Annotated in this window: 20 protein-coding genes; 6 read left to right on the top strand and 14 right to left on the bottom strand. The window is 48.1% G+C overall.

The window, feature by feature from the left end:
* Positions 1 to 3: 3 nt before the first annotated feature.
* The 7 genes from ACO0KW_RS10565 to ACO0KW_RS10535 all read right to left on the bottom strand — a co-directional run bounded on the left by ACO0KW_RS10565 (position 4) and on the right by ACO0KW_RS10535 (position 5,538).
* Entirely contained in the window at positions 4 to 912 is a 909-nt protein-coding gene (locus tag ACO0KW_RS10565; RefSeq protein WP_423053038.1) for an FAD:protein FMN transferase, read from the bottom strand.
* A gap of 80 nt (positions 913 to 992) precedes the next feature.
* Positions 993 to 2,129 carry a DUF3570 domain-containing protein gene (locus tag ACO0KW_RS10560; protein ID WP_423053037.1) on the bottom strand — a complete coding sequence of 379 codons (1,137 nt, stop codon included), beginning with the start codon at positions 2,127 to 2,129 and terminating at the stop codon, positions 993 to 995.
* A 113-nt stretch (positions 2,130 to 2,242) separates the two neighbouring features.
* On the bottom strand, positions 2,243 to 2,488 hold the full coding sequence (locus tag ACO0KW_RS10555; RefSeq protein ID WP_423053036.1) for a DUF4266 domain-containing protein: 246 nt from the start codon (positions 2,486 to 2,488) through the stop codon (positions 2,243 to 2,245).
* 18 nt (positions 2,489 to 2,506) lie between these two features.
* Positions 2,507 to 3,034, bottom strand: coding sequence for a TlpA family protein disulfide reductase (locus ACO0KW_RS10550; protein WP_423053035.1), 528 nt, complete (start codon positions 3,032 to 3,034; stop codon positions 2,507 to 2,509).
* Complete coding sequence (locus ACO0KW_RS10545) at positions 3,034 to 4,155, bottom strand: DUF4214 domain-containing protein (RefSeq protein WP_423053034.1); 1,122 nt, start codon at positions 4,153 to 4,155, stop codon at positions 3,034 to 3,036. Before ACO0KW_RS10545 ends, ACO0KW_RS10550 begins: the two co-directional genes overlap by 1 nt.
* 40 nt (positions 4,156 to 4,195) lie before the next feature.
* Positions 4,196 to 4,594: a hypothetical protein gene (locus tag ACO0KW_RS10540; RefSeq protein WP_423053033.1), complete on the bottom strand. Its 399-nt coding sequence runs from the start codon at positions 4,592 to 4,594 to the stop codon at positions 4,196 to 4,198.
* Positions 4,594 to 5,538: a TraB/GumN family protein gene (locus ACO0KW_RS10535; RefSeq protein WP_423053032.1), complete on the bottom strand. Its 945-nt coding sequence runs from the start codon at positions 5,536 to 5,538 to the stop codon at positions 4,594 to 4,596. Before ACO0KW_RS10535 ends, ACO0KW_RS10540 begins: the two co-directional genes overlap by 1 nt.
* Before the next feature lie 645 nt (positions 5,539 to 6,183).
* Here ACO0KW_RS10535 and ACO0KW_RS10530 point away from each other — a divergent pair.
* The gene (locus ACO0KW_RS10530) at positions 6,184 to 7,632 is read left to right on the top strand and encodes an amino acid permease (protein ID WP_423053031.1); all 1,449 of its coding nucleotides are present in this window, start codon (positions 6,184 to 6,186) and stop codon (positions 7,630 to 7,632) included.
* Positions 7,633 to 7,742: 110 nt separating this feature from the next.
* On the opposite strand, the gene ACO0KW_RS10525 is transcribed toward ACO0KW_RS10530, so the two are convergent.
* From ACO0KW_RS10525 to dapF, 6 genes are all read right to left on the bottom strand, one after another.
* Entirely contained in the window at positions 7,743 to 8,348 is a 606-nt protein-coding gene (locus ACO0KW_RS10525) for a response regulator transcription factor (RefSeq protein ID WP_423053030.1), read from the bottom strand.
* 42 nt (positions 8,349 to 8,390) lie between these two features.
* Positions 8,391 to 9,545 (bottom strand): sensor histidine kinase, encoded by a 1,155-nt coding sequence (locus tag ACO0KW_RS10520; protein WP_423053029.1) that lies wholly within the window; start codon positions 9,543 to 9,545, stop codon positions 8,391 to 8,393.
* Positions 9,546 to 9,593: 48 nt separating this feature from the next.
* Complete coding sequence (locus ACO0KW_RS10515) at positions 9,594 to 11,426, bottom strand: CIA30 family protein (RefSeq protein ID WP_423053028.1); 1,833 nt, start codon at positions 11,424 to 11,426, stop codon at positions 9,594 to 9,596.
* A 153-nt stretch (positions 11,427 to 11,579) separates the two neighbouring features.
* Entirely contained in the window at positions 11,580 to 12,506 is a 927-nt protein-coding gene (gene xerC / locus ACO0KW_RS10510; RefSeq protein WP_423053027.1) for a tyrosine recombinase XerC, read from the bottom strand.
* An 18-nt stretch (positions 12,507 to 12,524) separates the two neighbouring features.
* Positions 12,525 to 13,184 carry a DUF484 family protein gene (locus tag ACO0KW_RS10505; protein ID WP_423053026.1) on the bottom strand — a complete coding sequence of 220 codons (660 nt, stop codon included), beginning with the start codon at positions 13,182 to 13,184 and terminating at the stop codon, positions 12,525 to 12,527.
* 91 nt (positions 13,185 to 13,275) lie between these two features.
* Complete coding sequence (dapF, locus tag ACO0KW_RS10500; protein WP_423053025.1) at positions 13,276 to 14,133, bottom strand: diaminopimelate epimerase; 858 nt, start codon at positions 14,131 to 14,133, stop codon at positions 13,276 to 13,278.
* A gap of 322 nt (positions 14,134 to 14,455) precedes the next feature.
* Between dapF and ACO0KW_RS10495 the strand changes: the two genes are divergently transcribed.
* The 4 genes from ACO0KW_RS10495 (at position 14,456) to ACO0KW_RS10480 (ending at position 20,311) form a co-directional block, all read left to right on the top strand.
* Positions 14,456 to 18,073, top strand: coding sequence for an indolepyruvate ferredoxin oxidoreductase family protein (locus ACO0KW_RS10495; RefSeq protein WP_423053024.1), 3,618 nt, complete (start codon positions 14,456 to 14,458; stop codon positions 18,071 to 18,073).
* Positions 18,074 to 18,222: 149 nt separating this feature from the next.
* Positions 18,223 to 18,627, top strand: coding sequence for a DUF423 domain-containing protein (locus ACO0KW_RS10490; protein WP_423053023.1), 405 nt, complete (start codon positions 18,223 to 18,225; stop codon positions 18,625 to 18,627).
* 123 nt (positions 18,628 to 18,750) lie between these two features.
* Entirely contained in the window at positions 18,751 to 19,233 is a 483-nt protein-coding gene (locus ACO0KW_RS10485) for an SRPBCC family protein (RefSeq protein WP_423053022.1), read from the top strand.
* 25 nt (positions 19,234 to 19,258) lie between these two features.
* Positions 19,259 to 20,311: a hypothetical protein gene (locus ACO0KW_RS10480; protein ID WP_423053021.1), complete on the top strand. Its 1,053-nt coding sequence runs from the start codon at positions 19,259 to 19,261 to the stop codon at positions 20,309 to 20,311.
* A 113-nt stretch (positions 20,312 to 20,424) separates the two neighbouring features.
* On the opposite strand, the gene ACO0KW_RS10475 is transcribed toward ACO0KW_RS10480, so the two are convergent.
* Positions 20,425 to 20,598 carry a hypothetical protein gene (locus tag ACO0KW_RS10475; RefSeq protein WP_423053020.1) on the bottom strand — a complete coding sequence of 58 codons (174 nt, stop codon included), beginning with the start codon at positions 20,596 to 20,598 and terminating at the stop codon, positions 20,425 to 20,427.
* Positions 20,599 to 20,855: 257 nt separating this feature from the next.
* On the opposite strand from ACO0KW_RS10475, the gene ACO0KW_RS10470 reads away from it, so the two are divergent.
* On the top strand, positions 20,856 to 21,227 hold the full coding sequence (locus ACO0KW_RS10470) for a DUF4124 domain-containing protein (protein ID WP_423053019.1): 372 nt from the start codon (positions 20,856 to 20,858) through the stop codon (positions 21,225 to 21,227).
* The last annotated feature ends 28 nt before the right edge of the window (positions 21,228 to 21,255 follow it).

Here is a 21,255-nt window from a genome sequence, read left to right as displayed (position 1 = left end):
ACTTCAGGAATTGGATGGCGGTTGTGGATTACATTGCTGAATCTGCCCCTGCGCATCCACCAATAAATACGCCAAGCCGCTCTCAGCTAACCACGCTGCACCTTCTGCTTGTTTCAACATCGCAATGGTGGAATAGCTACCCGCTGCAATACTTAAAGGCGCCAATACACTGACCGATTGCCAGTAGTGGACTGGATAGCCTGATGTGGGATCGAGAATATGACAATAGCGCTGTCCATCGATCTCAAAAAACCGTTCGTAATCACCGCTGGTTGCCAAGGCGCCGCTGTGTATGGGGATTGTGGCGATTAGCTGTTCGGCATCACGCGGGTTTTGTATGCCAATTTGCCAAGCATCGCCACTGATCTGTGGCCCCAATATGCGCAGATCGCCACCCAAGTCGATCAATCCGTGTTGTACGCCGGCGTTCAGCAATAAGGCCGCGACACGATCCGCCGCATATTCTTTGCCAAATCCCCCGAAGTCGATTTCCATTTCTGGTATCGGTAAATAGATATGTTGGTGATCGCGTTCAATTTTGCTCCAACCTACTTTGGTGAGCAGTGATTCCATCAGCCATGGCTCTGGCAGAACCGGATTGCTAAAATTCCAGGCGCGTCGCAGAATACCTGAGCTGATATCGAACAGACCGCCGCTGCTACGAAACAAGACGTCTGCATAGTCGAGTAATTCGTTGGTTTCTTGATCAATGTTCACCGCTTTCAGTCCGGCTTGCTGATTGATCTGGCTTAGGACACTGTGGCTACGATAGCGTGAATATTTGTTTTCTATCCGGCCTACTTCGTTCATTACCATCTGCGCAAAAATAAAGGCTTGCGACTCCGTTGTCGCCGCCAAACGGCACTCGCAATGGCTACCCATCGCCTGAAAAGAGAATGAAAATAATTGCACGATATTGCTCAGGGTTCAGGTTGATATCGAGACCGAAATCGAAGTGACTATCTAGCTTAGCTTAGCTTACTTTGTTTAGCTTAGTACCGGTAGCGCAGACCAACCTGCAACACGCTGGCATTCAGTGATGCTAATGCTGGTCGGCGATTCTCAAAAAAAGTCCAGTCACTGCGTTGGCGATAGCGCTCCAGGCTGGCATCGACTTGCCAATGCGGGTCAATTTGTTTACTTAATTTGAGACCAAAGCTGCGCCCACCAAATGCCGACATACGCTGATCTTCGCTGACAAATTGTGTGCCACCGATTTTGTAACCGACTGGGATGTACAAAAACGTGTAAACCGGATCAAAATAAAAATCCGCAGCACTTTGTGAATATAAGCGCAGCATCGGTGTGACTGTCCACCCAGCGCCTAAGCTTTGCGCATATTCCAGATTGACGGTGTGTGAACGTATGCCAAAGCTATCGTGGTAGTGACGATAATTTAGCCGTAGAGTGCCATCAACCTGGGTAAAATAATGGTGATACTTCAGCAGCATGGCGGTTTGTTGACGTTCTCGCGGGCGGATATCAAGCGATTTATACGCATCCGAAAAATAGCCATGCGCATTGGTGTGTGTAAAGGTGAGCTGCGCAATATCGACTGGCGATAAAACCTGACTAACGCCAATGAGAAAATCATTCCCATTTTTTTCTTCTTTCAAGACACGACCAGTGGCCGTGATCTTATCGCTGGCATTGCCGACACCGAGATTCCAGGTGGTATTGTTGTCTTCAGAGGCGATACTGGCATTGAGTGATAGTGCAGTCGAATCGTAATCATGCTCGGTAGAGTAGGCGATCCCTGCGGATAATTTGACGCGCTCAAAATAGCGATGCAGTTTTAGATCGGCGGCGCGGCGCGAGTCGCTCATTTTTGAAGCGCTTGACACCGCGGTATGATAGCGCGGCGACGCGCCCGATACTTGATCAGCGGCCAAGCCTGCATCGAGACTCCATACTCCCGCTAGCGGCAGACTGAGTGATAGTGACGGAGAATTGACAGTCAGGCGATCCAGCCCGGGTTGTTGATCTCGGTAACGCAGATATTTGGCGCTGATTTCCGCTTTGTCGGGCGCATCTTCGGCCTGTGCGGTGCTTGTCACGGCGGGTAAGATGCCGCTCAGACTTAAGGCTGCTAACAAAATAGTTGGGCTTGCTTTGATGTTGTCGCTCATGAATTCAGATTACCAAAAAGTCGCTGCTTATCAAGCAAGGGCGAAGTAATTGCAAAGTAAAACGGAAGTGATTGCAAAATAACTACGGCAGAAGTGAGCCGCTAGCAGTGTGATTAATTGCATCCACAACCGCCACCACCGACGCTGCCACTACCAGATGCTGCTTCTTTGCTAGTATAGATATGATCAGCATTTTTCATACCAAGTTTGTCTTGGTCAAAACGCATTTCTGCGTTTGCCAGATAGCCTTTTTCCCACGCGGCGACCGAACTTAAATGGCTACAGCCGCTGCTCGCAAGGATGACAGCTAATACACTAGCGATCGTCACAGAACGCCATATAGTGCTTGTTCTTTTCATGTTGACCTCTTCAGTCCTTTAATTTTTCAATCCTAATTCAGTTCTTATTTTGGCTTCCAGTACTGCCTGGTCAGCGAGCTTAAATCCTTTGTGCGTAAAGATGATTTTGCCGCTACGATCGATCAGATAACTGCTAGGCATGCCTTTCACGCCATACTGCAGTGGCGTTTTTCCCTCGGGATCAAATAGCACCAAAAATTGCGCAGAATTTTTATTGAGAAAAATCTGCGCATCTCCCATTTTTTTATCCAGATTAATCGCAATAATCTGTAAGCCTGCCGCTTGATATTTCTGCTGCATGCTGTTCATAAATGGAAAGGATTGCAGACAGGGCGCACACCATGAGGCCCAAAAGTCGACGTACACCAATTTACCAAAATATTGCTTGAGTTGGTGCTTGCTACTATTTTCCGCATTTAATTCAAATGCGGGTGCTGGCGTTTCTTGAGCGTGGCAGATCAGCGGAAAAACCATGATCAGGCTCAGTCCAAATTGCCGCCATAATTGCCTGGAAGATCGACTGCGAAGATAGGGATTCGCATGCATCACTTTGCCCCACCTAAATACCATGCACTAATCGTCGCGATTTCGTCCGCGCTTAACACGCCATCTTGTGGCATTGCACGGGTTACAACCGTCACGATATACAGCGGCCCAGCATTGCGCCGGATCAAATCCGCGGTGTGCAAGGCGATGCCGCCTTCGGTTCTTTGGGTGGAATGACAAGAGATACAACGTTCGTTAATGATTCCCTGTACTTTGTCAAAATCTGAATTGCTGACCACCGCCGTTAAATCAAATAACACGTCGGTCATACCAATTTTTGTCTTTGCCAAAGTGATGTCGGTTGAAGTGACCGCTTTGGCAATCTCCATTCCCTTGCTGATCGACTCTTCTGACGTGTTGTAGTTCAAGCCCTGTTGAATCGCAAAAAAAGTACCCACCGTGACTTTGTTATCGAGTAATTGTGGCACCCAACCCCATTCCGGGTCATTGGCAAAGGTATGTGCTGAGTTCAGCATGGTCGCCACCAGAAAACCCTTGGATTTGCCATTCGCCAATTCACCAGCCCAATATGCGACATCGGCATCGGGTGGAGCTGTGGCTCCACTACGGCCTAAAACATTTTGATAAATAATGCGAACGAATTGCTCATTACTCATGGTCGCCGAATAACCAGTCAATGCCGTAAATTGCACCGCGGCATCGTAGAAGCTGGCCGACAATTGATCGACGCTGACCCCCGCTTTAATTTGATCAATCCAATAACTCATACCATCGGCGTCGGGCACGCGATTGAAAAAGGCAATGTAGAGTTCGATCAGGGTTTTTAGGCTGGCGGCAGGAATTGTTTTGGATTTGTTGCCGACTAAGAGATTGACCGTAACGTCTGCGAATTTTGCGCTGGTTTGCGTGCTGAGGTTAGTGGTAGTGCCAGCACCGTTGACTTCTTTTACGCTGAATCCCGTGCTGGTCTTACTGATTTTGTACGCATTTCTGATTCCCGCAAAATTTGCGGTGGTAGCTGGTGCCGCAGCGGGCGGTGCGGACATGGTGCTCGGCTTGAGATTGCTAGCGAGATCGGCGTTGCCACCACAGGCGGTGATGGACAAACTTAGCAAACATAATACAAAGCGAGGTAACTGTAGCAGTACAGGGAATCGCATGATGCACCTCATGGGTTAGTTTCAAAGCAGCTGTCAAAATTTAGAACTTTTGAATCCGAAATGCATGTTGTGTGACTAAGCGGCTACTCGCAATCAAGGGATTTAATCCCATAATGATGGCGATCAAATCATGCTGTGGTAAGTGCCAGATTTGCCCACGTGGCGCATCTACCTGAGTACATGCCGTAATGAGTGGTGCTACCCATTGCGCATCAGAAGTCACGTCTAACAGGATATCGCCATCTCCATTAGTATGAAAGTAGATTTCACCACCTAGTAACAAATTGAAACAAATTCCCTGGCCTTGTGTGGCGCGATTGCCGATCAGTTTTTGTAATTCTTGATTGTTTAATTCCATCCACGCTTCTAATTCGGCGGGTGATTCGAAGGCTATCCACGGGTGGGCTACTTCTAAATTGGTGTTGTCTTGATCCGTCATTAATGTATTTGTCGCACTTGTAAGCCTTGTTGCTGGAAAAGTTTGATTAGATTGTTGTCGCCTGCCAGATGACCGGCACCAACCACGATAAACAATTTTTTTCCGCTTGACATCAATTCGATAATTTTCTTCGCAGTGTCGGGATTTCTGTCATCGATCAATTTCTGCGTGATTTTTTTTGAGCCGCTATCTTTATTGGCCGCAGCAACAAAGATCTGTGCGAGTTTGTCTGCGTCTGCCGCACGCCAAGCTTCGGTCATGCGTTGAAATTCCTGACGAATTTCTCCATTTTTGAATGATTGCAAGGTATTGGCGAGTATTGCATCGCCTTCTTCGTTGCTCAAATTGTTTAAAACTTCCGCTTGGACGGCAACGCCATCCAATTCGATCAGTTTCTTTTTATCTTTTTGCGCAGCTTTGATGAAATGTAAGTCCAAACCTTGTTCCGGTTCAAAGCCCAGTTGCATGCCAGCACTCACGGTTAAGCCCATGGCGACCAATACAGGTTTATAGAATTGGAATTGTTCTAAGGACTGTCCCGTCATGTCGCGCAAAGTATTCCAGGTTTCTGCGCTGAGGTGATGCTCTAAGCGATCGGGTGCGATATAGCTGAGCTTGCCAATAATCGAACGATTCGCGTTTTCATCGGTGATATCGGTTTCAACCACTAAGGTATCTGCTTTTGCATACGATTGTTTCACCACTTTGGCGAGCGGATAGAAATCTTTTTTAGCGATGTGGATGCTGCCGTATAAATAAGCGATGGTTTTATCTCTTTTGTGATCGTTGACGGATGCTATTCCCGGGGTCGGTGGCAAACTAAGCTCATACAATAGACCTGATACTTTGCTTGCTGGCTTAGAAGCTTTAACCGCTTTCTCTGCAGGGCTAGCAGCTTGACTCAGACCCGTTGCCAGACTTAATCCAAGTAATGCACTGAACAAGGTCCTTATGCAGGAAGTGATACAAGAAGTGAAACTGCAACGGTAAATGGCGGTGGAAAGTTGAAGCAGATTATTTCGCATGGTGCGTCCAATGAGAAGAAATTGATGCGAGAAAAAAGTGATCCTATGGCGGATGGCGCAATCGGCTGAATATACACTAAATTTCTTGCCGGCAAACTAGCAAGCGTCGAGGAGCCGACCAAAGGGCAGATTATCGGCACCTATGGTGGATCAAATCACCGAATATCGACACATCGTTTAATGTTCTATCGGCAATATTCAAACATCAGCCCTGAACCGACTTTCGTTGTGTTTCCTTGTGGAAAATATAATGTTTGTCGGGAACTAAATGTGCGCGTTTCAATCGAAACCTCGCCGCAAACAGAACGCCTCTCATATTTATTGCCCTGTTACCACAATAAGTCAGATTGTTGCTATGCAGTGCAGAAATTTTGTCGGAAACGTGCGTATTCCGCATTTTTTCGCGCATTTGCTCTTTACTGTTTAGCTATAAATCGCTTATGTTACGCAGGTTTGACAAAACAGATCCTTTTCGCCTGTCAGCAGCTATTGTGATTACGATAGTTGAGGCGGTTTGAGAGGGAATAAGAAATTAAATTATCGTATTTGCCTTAAGGAAACACTATGTTTTTTGATCGTGTGAAATCGCTGGACCAGATTCTGGAATCCGCGGAAAAGAAAGGTCTCAAACGCCAATTAGGCTGGTTTGACCTGATGATGCTTGGCGTTGGTGCCATCATCGGTACTGGTATTTTCGTTTTGACTTCAGTGGCTGCGAACAAAGCAGGTCCAGGCATGATGTATAGCTTCATCATCGCTGGTTTCGTGTGCGCATTGACCGCGTTGATTTACGCTGAAATCGCTTCGATGGTTCCGGTTGCTGGTTCCGCTTACACTTATTCTTATGCTGTATTGGGTGAATTGATTGCTTGGACAGTCGGTTGGGCTTTGATTCTGGAATACGCGATCGCCGCAGGTGCTGTTGCAGTGGGCTGGTCTGGCTATGCGAACGGTTTCTTGCATTCTATCGGCGCTGGTTTGCCACTGGCATTGACTGCCGGTCCAGCAGATACGATCACTTTACCTGATGGTACGACTGCACATGGTGCATTCAATCTGATCGCATTCATTATCTCCTTATTGGTGACCTGGTTGCTGGTAGTTGGAACTTCTAAGAGTGCAAAAGTCACTTCGGTTTTGGTGATCATTAAAATTGTCGCTTTGACCACGTTTGTGATCTTGGCCTTCCCAGCAGTTAAAGGCATGAACTTTGAACCGATGTTGCCAAATGGTTGGGGTACGCCATTATCTGGTGTTGGTGTCTTGGGTGCTTCTGCTTCCATCTTCTTTGCTTACGTTGGTTTCGATGCGGTTTCTACTGCAGCGGAAGAAACAAAAAATCCTAACGTCAACTTGCCGATCGGTCTGATCGGTTCACTCGGTATTTGTACTGTGTTCTACCTGTTGGTAGCTTATGCTGCAGTTGGTGCCGTTGGTGCGCAACCAGGTGGTGCTTTGTCTCAATCCAAAGAACCTTTAGCTTTCATTTTGCGTGAACTTGGTTACCCACGTGTTGGTGATTTGGTTGGTATCGCTGCGATTTTGGCTTTGCCATCCGTTATCTTGATGATGATCTACGGCCAAACACGTATTTTGTTCACCATGGCGCGTGACGGTTTGATGCCAAAAGCATTCACTGCTGTGCATGAGCGTTTCCATACTCCACACGTCGTCACAATGGTGACTGGTGTATTTGTCGCGATTTTCTCTGCAGTGTTCCCAGTGAGCGTGTTGGCAGATATCTCTAACTCTGGTACTTTGTTCGCGTTCTTCGTCGTGGCTTTAGGTGTGATGATCTTGCGTGTTACTCAGCCGAATCGTCCACGTCCATTCCGCACACCATTGATCTGGGTAGTGGGTCCGTTGGCATTGGGTGGTTGTGCATTGTTGTTCGTCAGCTTAGGCTGGGATCCAACCATTAAATACTTCTGTATCTGGGCAGTATTGGGCTTAGTAACTTATTTTGCTTTTGCCCGTCGTCATAGTGTTTTGGGTTTGTCTGAAAAGAAATAAGTAGGAAGTTATTTCCCACAATGAAAAACGCCGCAATTTGCGGCGTTTTTTTATTGATTCTAGGAGAACTTCAGCGAAGGCTTATATTGATTGTCACTTGCTGAATGAAGTTATAACCAACCCTCATCACGTGCTAGACGAAACGCTTCCACCCTATTCTTCGCATTCAATTTGCTTATCGCTTCTGACAAATAATTGCGTACCGTGCCCTCAGAGAGATGCATTATTTTGGCGATCTCAGCGCTGGTCGAACCGGTGCCCGCCAGACGCAATACCTGGCGTTCACGTTCACTGAGCGGATCTTGTTGACCACTCCAACTCTCCATCGCCAGTTCAGGTGCAATAGCCCTTCCACCCGCTTGCACATTACGTATCGCTTTTGCCAGATCTTCTGCTGGAGAGTCCTTCAACATATAACCGCGTACACCGCTACTCATCGCCCGGCGCAGATAGCCTGCGCGGGCAAAAGTGGTGAGTACGATGACTTTGATGGCTAGCTTTTGCTCAGCGATTTCTGCCGCCAATTCTAGACCCGTCATGATGGGCATTTCTATGTCGGTAATCAGTACATCCGGCTGCAGGGTTTGACAAAATGTCAGAGCTTCTTTGCCATTTTTTGCCAGTGCCAATACTTCAATATCGCCTTCCAGCTTCAAGAGCGCAGCCAGTGCGCCGGATACCAGTGCCTGATCTTCTGCCAAAACAATTTTTATCATTATCAGACTTTCTCAATGTTTCTTGATGATTCTTGATGAATCTTACTGCGCACTGTGTAGGGGAATTTGAATATCAATCGCGACACCGTGCTTGATCGAAATCAGCATTTTTCCACCCATTGCGCGAACCCGTTCGCTCATGCCTGTTAATCCATTCCCTTTTTCGATCTCAGGCGTTTTCTGTGCATCCCTAAAACCATTGTCTGAAATATGAAAATGAATGTCTTGCTCTATCAATTTGAGCGATAAATGACACGCGCTAGCATTTGAATGGCGAATAATGTTGGTGACTGCTTCGCGTAAAGCTAGCGCGATAATGTTCTCAATTGCAGCCGGCAATTGCACAACATCGACTTCGCTTTCTAACTGAACTTGGGCAGAATCCAAGGTATTTTTTGCGCCGCGCAATTCATGCGCTAAGCCGGTATCGCGATAACCTAAGACGGCTGAACGCACTTCTGCTAAAGCCTGGCGCGCGGTTCGTTCGATGTCGATGATTTCTTTCTTACAAGCCGCACTATCTTTGTCGAACAACTTTTTCGCCAACTCGGCTTTGAGCGTAATCACGGATAAAGTATGTCCTAGTAAATCATGCAAGTCGCGGGCGATGCGCTCGCGCTCAGCGAGTGCTGCAAGATGCTCTATTTCTTCTTGCTTCCTGAATAGTTTTTCATTCGCACGACCTAGCCGTTCGCCGATGATCGCGCCCATCGCACTGGGAATACTAAAAATGACCGCGGGTATCCAAAAATAAGTCGGAAATTTCATTACATAGCTGACCAGCGCGGCCGTTGCCAAAACCAGAAATAGTCCCAAGTAAGCGTCGCGTTTTTGCTGAAAACGTGAGCACATGGTGGCAGCAAAAATCACGAAACTAGAGCCACCAAAATTGTAGTTCGCCCAGCCCAGTCCAAGGCTTAAGATCACGACTATGCAGAACACCGCACGCCAACCACTTATCCAAAAACTATAAAGGTAAATCGGTAGAAATAGGCAGATGCTCAACACGATCATCGCCAGTTCGAAAGTACCCGGTGTTTCGTACAGATATTTCCACCCAAAGATGACAAACGACAACATCCAAAAAAATGGCGCCTTGCCATAGCGACTTGGTATCCAAGGCTTGGCCCATAGGCTACGTAGTTTTTCTGAAAAATTCAGCGTGCTGGCTTGGTCTGCTTGGTTGATCTGTGACATCGGGTTTTCCTTACTCACTGGCGCCATGAACATGATGAATGCAATGCATTACTCTTTGAGCAAACGTACGTCGGCAATTTGTAATTGATAAGTGCCTGCATCCGGTCCTGCATTGAAGCTGAGCATGGTGACTATGCTGGCATCTAAGCCTTTAAACTGCTTAAACGGCAAGCTGATTTCCTGCCATTCTGCCCCAGCAATAAATCGCTGATTGAGAGGAATATAACTACCCTGCATGGTGAAGCCTACATTATAGGACTTGCCATCGCCTTTGACCTTAAATTTTAACGTGTTGGCATTGCTTAAATCAGCGGGCTGCATGGGCTGCGTTGCCGGAAAGAAGACCACGCCCGCCCAGGGGAAAGCAAAGCCTGGATTGATGGTTGCTTTGATCATCAAAGAGGTTTGGCCAGCATTGTCTGCCTCACTCGCACTCAATTCCACCACAGATTTTCCGCCCATCGGTGCATCGGTAGATGCCATCCACCCGTAGCCAAAAGGACTGGCAAATTTACTTGCGCTAAACTGGCTGATGCGGCCGTCTGCCGGTAAATCAACAGCGGATTTTTTGCGTGAATTTTCTTCCGCAACTTGTTGCATTTTTTGCGTGCGTAGTGGTGATACGATTTCTCCATTCTTCCAAATTTCAACGATGCGACGACTGGCACTGATTTCGACGCTGGGATCACCCTCTACCAAAAGTAAGTCGGCTTTATAACCATTTTGAATACGTCCGCGATCGCCTAATTGAAAAGCACGCGCTGGCGCCGAGGTTGCTGCTTGCAAGGCGGCACTCGGTGACAGGCCAGCTTGCACTAACGCAGCCATTTCATGATGCAAGCTGATGCCATATTGCGTGCCACGGTTACCTGCATCGGTTCCTGCCAGGACAGCGACTTTGGCTTGGTGCAATGCTGCTGTGAGTTGTTTTGGTGCGTTTAATAGTTCTTGTTTCACTTCCGTACCGTAAGTCGAATTCAGTGGCATGAGCTGATTTTTGCCGATTAACTGCACCATACTGCCATCGTCCAACACGTCTTTGGCCTTGATGCCGGCCATACTTTCCAGCACAGAAAAAGTAGGGATAACAAAGGCGCGATGGACTTTGGCGAGGTGTACCAATTCTTGTATCTGCGCTGGGCTGATGACTGTGCCGGTAAACAAATGAACCAAGCCATCTGCACCGGCTTCTAATGCGGCTTTGGCATCGGCGTAGGTGCTGATGTGGACAACAGCTAACTTATTGCGTGCATGACTAGCCTTGATCAAAGCCTGTACCGTCGCGAGGTCTAGACTATTGAAATGAAAGCCGATGCCGCCATGTTCCATCACGATTTTGATGAAGTGTGAACCTTCAACAATCCGGCGATCGACCCAAGCTTGTGCTTGTTCTGGTTTTGTCAGCGTTTCGATTTCCATGCCATATTCTGTGCCATGTCCTTTTGGTGCGGTAGCGAGTACGCCCGCCGAAAATACATCGGGAGCCGTCGTATTATTAGCATTTTGGCGGCGCTGGTGCATATCCTGCATTGCGGCAACAGGGCTGAACATATCGATCTGGGTGGTGATACCAAATAGCAAAGGCAAATCTTGATCTTGGTAAGCATGCACATGTGCATCGATCAAGCCGGGCAGTAAGCTGCGACCCTTGCCATCCACTAGTTGCATATTGCTTGTGATCTTGCCTTTAAAATTGGCATTGATGATTTTCCCCTGATCGATTAGGACGTGGCGTGCTGGCAGCATTTTTTCGCCATCATAAACGCGCACGTTCTGAATGAGGGTGGATGCTTGTGCCTGACTTAGCAGGAAGATGCCTGCAGTGAAAAGCGCAGCGCGCATTGCGTTTGATGCCAGATTGATTGGTGTATTGATATGCATGGTCGTCTCCATTGATCGATGTTGATGGAGAGAGTATGGCGCGATCGCGTTTGAATTCGTAGAGCAGATTGCCACCAATTTCGCATGACAAATGTCATCCGCTGTGGGCCGAATTAAGTGAAATCGGATGGAACTGTGCGAAATTGCGCGGATTCATTTTTTTGCACGTGGATGGGTTGCATCATAGACCTGTGCCAAATGTTGGAAGTCTAGCGCGGTGTAGACCTGCGTGGCAGTGATAGAGCGATGTCCTAGCATTTCTTGTACAGCGCGTAAATCACCGGACGATTGCAAGACATGCGAAGCAAAAGAATGACGTAGTACATGCGGGTGCACATCGGTGGGGATACCCATTACTTGGGCATGTGCTTTGAGTCGTAATTGCACCGAACGTACCGACATGCGATTGCCGCGTTCGTTTAAAAATAACGCTCGGGCTTCGGCTTTCACCAGTGTCGGGCGTATCGCCAACCAGTCTTGCAATGCTGCCAGCGCTGGTTTGCCTACGGGGACGATTCTTTGTTTATTTCCCTTACCCGTGACACGCACTTCGGCTTGCGCGAAATCAACCCAACCCAAACTGTGATAACTGGCGTCGCTAAAATCACGCACATCCAGGCCGACTAATTCAGATACCCGTAAGCCGCTGGAATACAAGAGTTCAAACATTGCCCGATTGGCTAAAGGTGAAGCGTCGTCACTGCCATGGTGTGCGACCAATTGTACTGCGTCATCCGCACCCAAGGCTTTCGGCAGCGACTTCGCTTTCTTCGGCGCCTTGATGCCTTCCACTGGATTAGCTGGCATCGCTACTTGTTCCGCCAGCCAGCGATAAAAGCCGCGCCAGCTAGATAATTTGCGAGCGATGCTGCGCGGATTAAGTTCTTGGGCGTGCAGTTGTGAAGTCAGGCGGCGGATATCAAAATACGTCAAATTCGCCAATTCTTTTTGCTGGGCGTATGTCTGTAGCTCTGCCAGATCGAGTGCGTAGGCGCTGACTGTGTGTTCGGATAACTGGCGCTGCTGCCGCAAAACATTCAGATACTGTTGTATCCAATCGTTCTGCGTAGCGGTAGTCATAGGAGAGGCGGTGGCAAATTAGAGATTGATCATACACATCAAGGCGGCGCTTGAGGTATCGGCGATTTTTGTTAGGAAATCTGTTGCCATCTCTTTGGTAAAACGTGCTGGATCGGGTGAACCTAACACTAAAAGTCCAAAGCAGGTTTCATCAGCACTTAAGCGTAAGGGCAACATGGCGATGGAAGTGATCGCCTGCTCCGACTCTATCCAACCAGCGGCTTCGAAATCATTATTGGCACCGCAAAATGGGTTGCGCAATCCTTTTGCGAACAATTGCACGTCCTCGGTGGTTTCCGCGGCAAACCAGGTGTGTTTGACGTCTTCGGCGACATGCCAAAGACGTAAAGTCGCATGCGGCAGGTTAAATATTTCTTGTAAGCTACGCGTCAAAATATACGGCAAATCGACATCATTGCGCGCTAATAAAAGTTCACGTGTCCATTGTTGGAAGCGATCCGTGATGACATCATTTTCCTGCGCGACACGCATTAAATCTGACAGGCGCAATTCCATCACCTTTAATTTTTCACGGACCACTTCCATTTGCCGTTCTTGCAAAGAAATGGTGCGTCCCATGACAGGGCTAGTCAGTTTTATTTTCGCCAATAGTTCCGCATGCTCTTCAAAAAAATGCGGGTGTTGACTCAAAAATTCTGCGATGTCATTGCTATTCATAGTAATTTAACTCGGTGATATAACTTGGAAAATAACTTGGAAATCGAATGTGGCAAACCAAACGATGGATGATGTTAAGCGATGGTCGACCTTATTCGGCGATCTCGATTTCACCCTCGAATACCGCAACCGCGGGGCCACTTAAAAATACGGGTTGTCCTGCGCCAGCCCAGGCAATTTGCAAATCACCGCCGCGCATCCGCACTTCAACCGGGCTTTGTAACACGCCGCGCTGGATGCCAGAAACAACCGCTGCGCAAGCACCTGTGCCACAAGCCAGAGTTTCACCAGCACCGCGCTCATATACGCGCAATTGGATATGCTGAGCGTCATCGACCTGCATAAAGCCCGCATTCACACGTTTTGCGAATAAAGGATGATGTTCTATGACAGGCCCCTCACTGGCGACAGCATGGTGTTTGAGGTCCTTTACTATCTGTACCGCATGTGGATTGCCCATAGAGACACAGCAAACTTCGACGACATGATCGGACAAGGGCAATAGATACAAAGTCGCATCCGCTTGCTCTTCTGTCGCGAGTCCTTCAGCATCAAAATGTGAGTCTGCCGGAACAAAGCTGGGTACGCCCATGTTGACGGTAATCCGACCATCACTGGCAATACTTGGTTCGATCACACCTGACATAGTCAATACGCGTATCGTGGATTTGTTAGTCAAACCTTTGTCGACCACAAAACGGACGAAGGCACGCGAACCATTGCCGCATTGCTCAACTTCGCCGCCGTCAGCATTAAATATGCGATAGCGGAAATCCAGATCTGGCGTCGGCGCGGGCTCGACCACCAAAATCTGGTCAGCACCTATGCCAAAACGGCGATCCGCCAAGGCACGCCATTGTTCCGCGGAAAAATGAATGGATTGGTTGATAGCGTCAATCACAATAAAGTCATTGCCCGCACCGTGCATTTTGGTAAATTTAAGTTTCATACTGGGATTATAGCCTGTAATTGTAGCCTGTAATTGTAGCCAATGAGTAAGGCCTGGGAAGAGCAGTTCGATCCCGAAGACGTGTGAATTGACCAGTACACTTTGGCTAATTGTCAGTCATACTGTACTGGTCTTTTTGGTGGTGACTGTGCATGGGGAGTCAAAGGGTCGCATGTTACTGTGCGAGCCTCGTAATTTAGACCCATTTTGGTTCAACATTAAGCTTTGAGCGTATGATGCAGCCACAAGCTAGCAACATCCGTTTTATAGCACCGATGGCATGGGCAGACTCAAGCCACACTAGAAAAATTCCGGAGGCAGCATGAATTCACCGAATAAGACCGAGCAATCCGCAGTTGCAGATGTATCAGTCAACACACCAATTAATAACAGTATTTCCCTAGACGACAAGTACACTTTAGAGCGTGGCCGTGCTTTTATGACCGGCACCCAGGCCCTGATTCGTCTGACGATGCTGCAACGTCAAGCCGATGAAAAAGCGGGCTTGAATACCGCCGGTTTCTTAACTGGCTATCGCGGTTCGCCACTTGGCGCAGTTGATATGACAGCTGCCAAAGCCAAGAAACATTTGGACAAATACCACGTTAAATTTCACCCAGGCGTGAATGAAGACTTAGCGGCGACTTCAGTCTGGGGTACGCAGCAAGTGAATTTATTCCCTGGCGCGAAATACGATGGCGTGTTTGGTATCTGGTACGGTAAAGGCCCGGGCGTAGATCGTTGCGGTGACGTGTTTAAACATGCGAACTTAGCCGGTACGTCGCCACACGGTGGCGTATTAGTGATTGCTGGTGATGATCATGCAGCGAAATCGTCGACAGCTGCACATCAGAGCGAACATATTCTGAAAGCTTGCGGTATTCCCGTTTTGTATCCATCGTCAGTCCAAGAATATTTAGATTACGGTCTGCATGGCATCGCCATGTCACGCTACACCGGTTTGTGGGTAGCGATGAAATGCGTGACCGATATCGTTGAATCTGGCTGCGTGGTCGATATCGACCCTGATCGCGTTCAACCCGTGATTCCTACCGATTTCGTGATGCCAGCGGACGGCGTGCATATCCGCACACCAGACCCAATTCTCGCGCAAGAAACGCGCATGAATAACTACAAATGGTATGCGGCTTTAGCGTATGCCCGTGCAAACAAGCTCAATCAAATTATCTGGGATAGTCCAAACGCAAAGATCGGTATTATCACAGCGGGTAAATCTTACCTCGACACGCGTCAGGCATTGGCTGATTTGGGGATTGATGAACAAGTCGCTAAAGACATCGGTATTCGTTTATACAAGATCGGTCTGACATGGCCATTAGAATCCGACGGTGTACGCGAATTTGCGACTGGTTTGGAAGAAATTCTGGTGGTCGAAGAGAAGCGTCAAATTCTTGAATACGCCTTGAAAGAAGAGTTGTACCACTGGGAAGAAGCGGCACGTCCGCGCGTGGTTGGTAAGTTTGATGACACGGGCGAGTGGACGAATATTCAGGGTAGCGGTCATGGCGAATGGTTATTGCCAGCGACGTATGAACTAAGCCCAGCACAGATTGCCCATGCGATCGCTTCACGTATCAGTCGTTACTTCGCTGGTCATCCAGTTGAACAACAAGTCAAAGAGCGCGTCGCTTATTTAGAAGCGAAAGAAGCAGCTTTGAATTCGGTGTCCAAACCCGATGCAAACAAAGACCGTATTCCGCATTTCTGCTCCGGTTGTCCACACAATACATCGACGAAAGTGCCAGAAGGTAGCCGTGCTTTAGCCGGTATCGGTTGCCACTACATGGTCACTTGGATGGACCGTGAATCCACGACTTTCACCCACATGGGCGGTGAAGGTGTGACTTGGGTTGGTGCAGCTCCGTTCACCACCGAGAAGCATGTGTTTTCGAACTTGGGTGATGGTACTTATTACCACTCAGGCTTGCTGGCGATTCGCGCCGCCGTGTCCGGTAACGTGAACATCACTTACAAGATCTTGTTTAACGATGCGGTCGCGATGACTGGTGGTCAAGAATTTGACGGCCCACTCGATCCGGGCATGATTTCCCGTCAAATCGCGGCAGAAGGTGTGTCACCGATTATCGTCGTGACCGATGAGCCAGAAAAATATCCAGCGAATTATCCATGGGCAGCTGGTGTGACGATCCGTCATCGCAGCGAACTTGATGCAGTACAACGTGAATTGCGCGAATGCAAAGGCGTGTCCGCGATGATTTACGACCAAACCTGTGCTTCCGAAAAACGTCGCCGCCGGAAAAAAATCGGTAAAGACGGCAAGCCAGGTTTCCCTGATCCAGCCAAACGTGCCGTGATCAATGAAGCCGTCTGCGAAGGCTGTGGTGATTGCGGTGTGCAATCGAATTGTTTATCCGTTGAACCATTAGAAACTGAATTCGGACGTAAGCGTCAGATCAATCAATCCTCATGCAATAAGGATTACTCCTGCGTGAATGGTTTCTGCCCAAGTTTTGTGACGGTCGAAGGCGGTAAATTGAAGAAGCCAGCCAAGACGAAAGTCGAAGCCGGTGGCGCATTTGATGTCAGCAGTTTGCCAGCACCAGTCTTGCCAAGCACAGCGACGCCATATGGCGTGATCGTGACTGGCGTCGGCGGTACTGGCGTGATCACAATTGGTCAGATCATGGCGATGGCCGCTCACTTGCAAGGTAAATCTTGCTCCGTGCTGGACATGACAGGCTTGGCACAAAAAGGCGGCGCGGTGATGTCGCACGTACGTTTAGCTGACAAAGCCGAAGACATCCAGTCAACGCGTGTTGGTACTGGCATGGCCAATTTGGTCATCGGTTGCGATTTGATCGTGACCGCAGGCAAAGATGCGGTTTCCCGTATGGGCGAAGGCCGTACCCAAGGTGCGATCAACGCTAGCAGCAGTCCAACCGCGACTTTCATTAAGAATCCTAACTGGCAATTCCCAGCGGGTTCAGCCGAAGCAGAAATCCGCAAAGCTTGCGGTCAAGATCGTGTCGATATGGTCGATGCGACTACGATCGCCACCGCTTTGATGGGCGATAGTATTGCGGCGAATATGTTTATGCTCGGCTACTCTTGGCAAAAAGCTTGGGTGCCATTGACCGAAGCAGCTTTGATGCGCGCGATTGAATTGAATGGCGTACAAATCGACTTCAATAAACAAGCCTTTAATTGGGGACGTATCGCTGCAAATGATTTGGCCGCAGTACAGCGTTTAACGACGCCAGCGCAAGTGATTGAATTGAAACGCGCGCCGACATTGGACGACACGATTGCTAAACGCGTGGCTTTCCTAACCGATTACCAAAACACTGCTTATGCACAAATTTACACCGACTTCGTCAATCAGGTAAAAGCAGCAGAAGGCAAGCTCGTTGATGGTAAAGGCTTACGATTGACTGAAGCGGTGGCGAAATATTTGTTTAAATTGATGGCCTACAAAGACGAGTACGAAGTCGCACGTTTGTACACCGATGGCAAATTTAAGCAAAAAATTGCCGACATGTTTGAAGGTGACTACGCCATCAATTTCCACCTTGCGCCACCTTTATTGGCAAAGCGTAATGACAAAGGTGAGTTGATCAAACAACAATTCGGTCCGTGGATGATGAAAGCCTTTGGTGTGTTGGCTGGATTAAAATCTCTGCGTGGTACAGCCTTGGATGTGTTCGGTTATACCGAAGAGCGTCGTATGGAACGTGCTTTGCCAGTCCAGTATAAGCAATTGATTAGTAAATTATTGCCACAATTGAATGCTGAAAATTTATCGAAAGCGGTGGCGATTGCGAGTATTCCTGAAGACATTCGTGGTTATGGACATGTGAAAGAGCGTCATTTCAAGTTAGCTAAAGAGAAAGAAGCTAAATTATTAGCAGAATTTGGTATGGCTGCAACAGTCACAACAACAGCAAAGTCTGCAGCTTGATTCTGGACGTGCTAAAATGTTTGTGTGTGTAGTGTAGGTGTGTAAGGAAGATGACCGGCTAGTCCGGTCATTTTTTTCGCCTGAAACTTTCTTCGTCTCGTTTTTGCCGGTTACGTCGCCCTCCATTCCATCGATTTTTAGGAGTTTTTATGCAACAAGATCAGCAAGCTTGCCAGCAAGAACGCCGTTTGGTCGCGCTGGCGGCACTGAATTTATTCATAGCGATTGCTGCTGGCGCCTTCGGCGCCCATGGTTTAAAAAATATACTAAGCAGTGACATGCTGGCGATTTGGCAAACTGCAGTGCAATATCAAATGCTGCATGGTTTGGCCCTATTTGCTTTAGCAAGTTTATCGCCGCGCTGGCCAACTCGCATCATTCGTCGTAGTGCGATTGCCATGTTGCTAGGCATACTGCTATTTAGTGGCAGCTTATATGCGCTAGCATTGAGTGGCATACGCATGCTCGGCGCGATCACGCCCATTGGCGGTCTGGCTTTTTTGTTCGCATGGGCTACGCTACTTTGGGCAGCAGTATCGAAGAAAAGACCTTAATGGCGTCTAATTTGCGGTGTAAACTTGCAATCTAGCGTGTGCGAATAGTGTGTGAATAGGGTGACCGAAAGCAAGTTGAACGAACATGCCACCGGCGTTCGCTTGATATAAGAAGGAATTGCAATGAAATTTGAACATCTGGTCGAGATCAATGATTTGACCAATCCCGCCGTATTGGTGATTACGCGTGAACAGGTATGGCGGGGATTGATTTTGCGCGCCGAGTCACCGAAACTATTTGTTGATTACATTGACGAATGCAGCATTACCGACCGTAGCGAAGTGACGATGACGCGTAGCTTGCGATACGGCGAGTTGCGCATCGCCGATCAAGTTAGTTTTGTTCATCAGCAGCATGTGCATTATGATGTGCCTGCACAAAAAGATATTCCGCAATCGTCGCTGCGCATGAGCATAGAGGAACCGGCGCCCGATGCATTATTTGTGCGTTTTGTGTATGACAGCGGACATACTGCAGAACAAGATGCAGAGAATGAGATGTATAACGCCTACCGTCGTTCTGCTTATGAAGAAGCTGATGTTGATACCATACGCATGATTCGAGAACTGGCAGAAGCCGGACGTTTAGATTCCTTGCCAACCTGATTTTCACAGCAACCAAGAGCCCACTATGACAATGACCACAGCACCAGCGCCTTTTCTGGCGAAAAAACTTAAACGCAAACAATTCGCCAGTACTGGTGATGCCCATATTCAAGGTGATTTGCAGATTACGAACCAAGTCATCATTGGTGGTGATTTGTTAGTCGATGGCAATCTGGAAGCTGAAGAAGTATTTTGTCTCGGCAAATTGACTGTCACTGGCGATATCAAAGTGCAGTCTTTGTATGTTGGTCAGGCACTCGATTGCGCGGGCGATATCGAAGTGGAATTTATGCTCAAAACGGGTTGCAATGCCGAATGGATGGCACGCATGTTAGAACTTGATCAAGCGAAGCCAGCCAAAGATGGCAGCGCCTATATGGACAAATTAGTTCATCCAGCAATCTTGAAGCGCGATGCGCATCATGAAACTTTTGGCGGTTATGGCGATATCCAAGTGCTCGGTTATTTGTCTTGCGACGTTCTTGATTGCCATGGCAACTTGCAGTTGGATGATGTTTTGGATGTCGCTGAAGTGCAATACGTAGGCGGTCATTTAAGCGCGATTGCGATTGCCGTCGATGGCGATGTGAATGTTAAAGGCGAAATTTTTAGTGAAACAGATATCGCCGTCAATGGTGGTTTGTTCGCGGGTGAAGTGATTTGCCAAGGCAACTTAAACGTCGGCTCGATTCACAGTCACGGCGACATTAGCGCCTGGGGCACGATACGCGCGGTTGGTCAAATTACCAGCCTGAATGGTGAAATCCATAGCGGTCGCTGGATCGCTACCAAAGGCACTGTTTACGCCGCCAAATACATTAAAGCTGGTGAAGCTTTGGTCGCAGAAAAAGGTATTACTTGCGGCGCTGACTATGGCATTCTGGCCGCAACCACCGTCAAGCGTTCACTGTGGGAAGTGCGTGGCTTTGTGTCAGCACCGACCAAGCCCAAACTGGTTTTGTCCGGCAAATTTGTCGAAGAGAAAAAACTCAAACACATTGATGCTTTAGAGAAAAAGCGTGATTGGGAATTGGATTGGGAAGTGCCACGTCGTCTGCAACGAGACATGATAGGCTAAATTAGCGCTAGTTAAGGGTAGACAAGACCGAGGGCGATTTCATCACTGGTGAAATCGCCCTTTCGTTTGGTCTTAGCTTAACTAAGTTTGATCTCAGTTTTATGGAGGGGCGATTATTCGGATCCTGAGGGATTTACTTCTACGGTCGAAGTCGCAGGATTGTCAGTTTGTGGCGGAACTAGGGGCGGGAGTTTTTTGTTAATTAATGGCAGATTACTCAGTTCCGTTCCATCCGGCTGTACCGCTTGTTGCGCCGATAACCAGTCGCCAGTATCTCTTGTTTGCATGGTAATTACCTCTGCTTCATTCGTTGATAGATGCTGGGACTGAGTGAAAATTTCCCGATACCAGCAGCGTCCAATCATAAATGGCGCAAGGAAAACCAGCAGAAGAGTTTGGCCTGTTCTTGTGCTAGCGCAAATTGTGCGAATCAGTCTATCTTCTTGCCGATTGAGTATTTCACTTCCAGTTTTACAAAAAATAATTTAAGGAATACTATTGCTACCTACGTAAATCGCCGTAGTTTTTGATGAAAGCTAATCTCGTGAACATAATTCGTCTGATGTCTGTATGTGCTTTGGTGTTGGCATCCATCAGCACCGCCGCGCAAGCGCAAGTCAAAAAGTGTACTGATAGCCGCGGAAAAGTAAGCTACACGCAAGCGGTTTGCCCACAAGCGACGGTGAAAGACAAAACCATCATGGCGTACACGCCGGTCAGCAACGCGCAGCCATCCACTGGGAGCGATTGGAAAGAAGAGAACAAGGCATTCAATCAGCGCCAAGCACAACGCAATCATCTGGAAGCCGTAGAAAACCGCAACCGCGCCGCGATTGCGGCCTTTGATAAAGCCACCAGCAAACCTTTGGCACCTGGCGAATCACGCCGGACTACCCTGTATTTGACTAAGCCTTAGAATCGATTGATGGTAATTGAAAAAAAGC

The organism is Undibacterium sp. Ji22W (assembly GCF_049340305.1).
Lineage (GTDB): Bacteria > Pseudomonadota > Gammaproteobacteria > Burkholderiales > Burkholderiaceae_D > Undibacterium.
The sequence above is the reverse complement of the archived record's forward strand: the minus strand, read 5'-3'. Positions and strand labels throughout refer to the sequence as shown.

Excerpts from the sequence above, each read along its gene's own strand:
- ACO0KW_RS10490 (WP_423053023.1), top strand. The coding sequence starts at position 18,223 with ATGCAACAAGATCAGCAAGCTTGCCAGCAAGAACGCCGTTTGGTCGCG.
- ACO0KW_RS10545 (WP_423053034.1), bottom strand. The coding sequence starts at position 4,155 with ATGCGATTCCCTGTACTGCTACAGTTACCTCGCTTTGTATTATGTTTG.
- ACO0KW_RS10495 (WP_423053024.1), top strand. The coding sequence starts at position 14,456 with ATGAATTCACCGAATAAGACCGAGCAATCCGCAGTTGCAGATGTATCA.
- dapF (WP_423053025.1), bottom strand. The coding sequence starts at position 14,133 with ATGAAACTTAAATTTACCAAAATGCACGGTGCGGGCAATGACTTTATT.
- ACO0KW_RS10480 (WP_423053021.1), top strand. The coding sequence starts at position 19,259 with ATGACAATGACCACAGCACCAGCGCCTTTTCTGGCGAAAAAACTTAAA.
- ACO0KW_RS10485 (WP_423053022.1), top strand. The coding sequence starts at position 18,751 with ATGAAATTTGAACATCTGGTCGAGATCAATGATTTGACCAATCCCGCC.
- xerC (WP_423053027.1), bottom strand. The coding sequence starts at position 12,506 with ATGACTACCGCTACGCAGAACGATTGGATACAACAGTATCTGAATGTT.
- ACO0KW_RS10515 (WP_423053028.1), bottom strand. The coding sequence starts at position 11,426 with ATGCATATCAATACACCAATCAATCTGGCATCAAACGCAATGCGCGCT.
- ACO0KW_RS10540 (WP_423053033.1), bottom strand. The coding sequence starts at position 4,594 with ATGACGGATCAAGACAACACCAATTTAGAAGTAGCCCACCCGTGGATA.
- ACO0KW_RS10505 (WP_423053026.1), bottom strand. The coding sequence starts at position 13,184 with ATGAATAGCAATGACATCGCAGAATTTTTGAGTCAACACCCGCATTTT.
- ACO0KW_RS10555 (WP_423053036.1), bottom strand. The coding sequence starts at position 2,488 with ATGAAAAGAACAAGCACTATATGGCGTTCTGTGACGATCGCTAGTGTA.
- ACO0KW_RS10550 (WP_423053035.1), bottom strand. The coding sequence starts at position 3,034 with ATGCATGCGAATCCCTATCTTCGCAGTCGATCTTCCAGGCAATTATGG.
- ACO0KW_RS10560 (WP_423053037.1), bottom strand. The coding sequence starts at position 2,129 with ATGAGCGACAACATCAAAGCAAGCCCAACTATTTTGTTAGCAGCCTTA.
- ACO0KW_RS10525 (WP_423053030.1), bottom strand. The coding sequence starts at position 8,348 with ATGATAAAAATTGTTTTGGCAGAAGATCAGGCACTGGTATCCGGCGCA.
- ACO0KW_RS10520 (WP_423053029.1), bottom strand. The coding sequence starts at position 9,545 with ATGTCACAGATCAACCAAGCAGACCAAGCCAGCACGCTGAATTTTTCA.
- ACO0KW_RS10475 (WP_423053020.1), bottom strand. The coding sequence starts at position 20,598 with ATGCAAACAAGAGATACTGGCGACTGGTTATCGGCGCAACAAGCGGTA.
- ACO0KW_RS10530 (WP_423053031.1), top strand. The coding sequence starts at position 6,184 with ATGTTTTTTGATCGTGTGAAATCGCTGGACCAGATTCTGGAATCCGCG.